Source organism: Mesorhizobium sp. M7A.F.Ca.US.006.04.2.1 (assembly GCF_004022915.1).
GTDB classification, from domain to species: Bacteria; Pseudomonadota; Alphaproteobacteria; order Rhizobiales; family Rhizobiaceae; genus Mesorhizobium; species Mesorhizobium ciceri.
The window spans coordinates 1-945 of the sequence record NZ_RZQA01001384.1; the positions used below are offsets into that span (position 1 = coordinate 1).

A 945-nucleotide genomic window follows, 5' to 3' on the forward strand; every position below is an offset into this window, starting at 1 on the left:
CATGGGCGCCATCCGCGACTACGAGCTGGTGCTGGCGCGTGAGATGCTGGCCGTGCTGAAAGGTTGCGGGGCAACCATCTACGGCGTCGCCGACGAGGCCCGCATCACCGAGCGCGTGCCGACCTTCTGCTTCAACATCGGCAAACTATCGCCGCAGCGGGTCGTCGAGGAAATGGCCGAGATGCAGATCGGCATCCGCGACGGCCACATGTACGCGCCACGGCTGATGAAGCGTCTCAACCTCTCGATGGACAGCGGCGCCATCCGTGCCTCGCTGGTCCACTACAACACGGTCGAGGAAGTCCGGCGCTTCGGCGAGGCGCTGCGCGCCATCATCGCCAAGCTGTCGTGAGAGGCGGCCTCTCCAGCGTCGTCATCCATGGGCGGAACAAGGGAGCGTAGCGACGCAGTGCAGACCCGAGGATGACGAAGAGACGTTAAGCCGCTTTCTTCTTCGCCAGCCTCGCCTTGATCGACGCGACGTCGGCGCGCGGTGTCGCCGCGAACAGCGTCCGGGTGTAGCTGTGCTTGGGATCGGCAAAGACCTCGTCGCGCGAGCCGTATTCCACCGCCTCGCCGAAATACATCACCATCACATCGTCGGCGATGTAACGCACCACGGACAGATCGTGGCTGATGAAGACATAGGTCAGCTGGAACTCATCCTGCAGGTCGGCAAGCAGGTTGAGCACCTGCGCCTGCACCGACAGATCGAGCGCCGAGACCGGCTCGTCGAGCACCAGCAGGCTCGGGTTCAGCATCAGCGCGCGGGCAATGGCGATGCGCTGACGCTGGCCGCCGGAAAACATATGCGGATAGCGATTGTAGTGCTCGTGGCCGAGGCCAACCTTCTTCAACATCTTCATCGCAAGGTCGCGCCGCTCGGACGCCGGCTTGTCGGTGTTGATCAAAAGCGGCTCGCCCAGCACGTCGCCGATCTTCTGG

At 63.6% G+C, this 945-nt stretch carries 2 protein-coding genes; one reads left to right on the forward strand and one right to left on the reverse strand.

The features are described from left to right. On the forward strand, window positions 1–352 hold a 352-nt coding region (locus EN925_RS37465; RefSeq protein WP_128337443.1), incomplete at its 5' end, for an aminotransferase class V-fold PLP-dependent enzyme. Between the two features lie 85 nt (window positions 353–437). Here EN925_RS37465 and EN925_RS37470 read toward each other — a convergent pair. Then, window positions 438–945: ATP-binding cassette domain-containing protein (locus EN925_RS37470; protein WP_128337444.1), on the reverse strand; the 508-nt coding region annotated here is incomplete at its 5' end.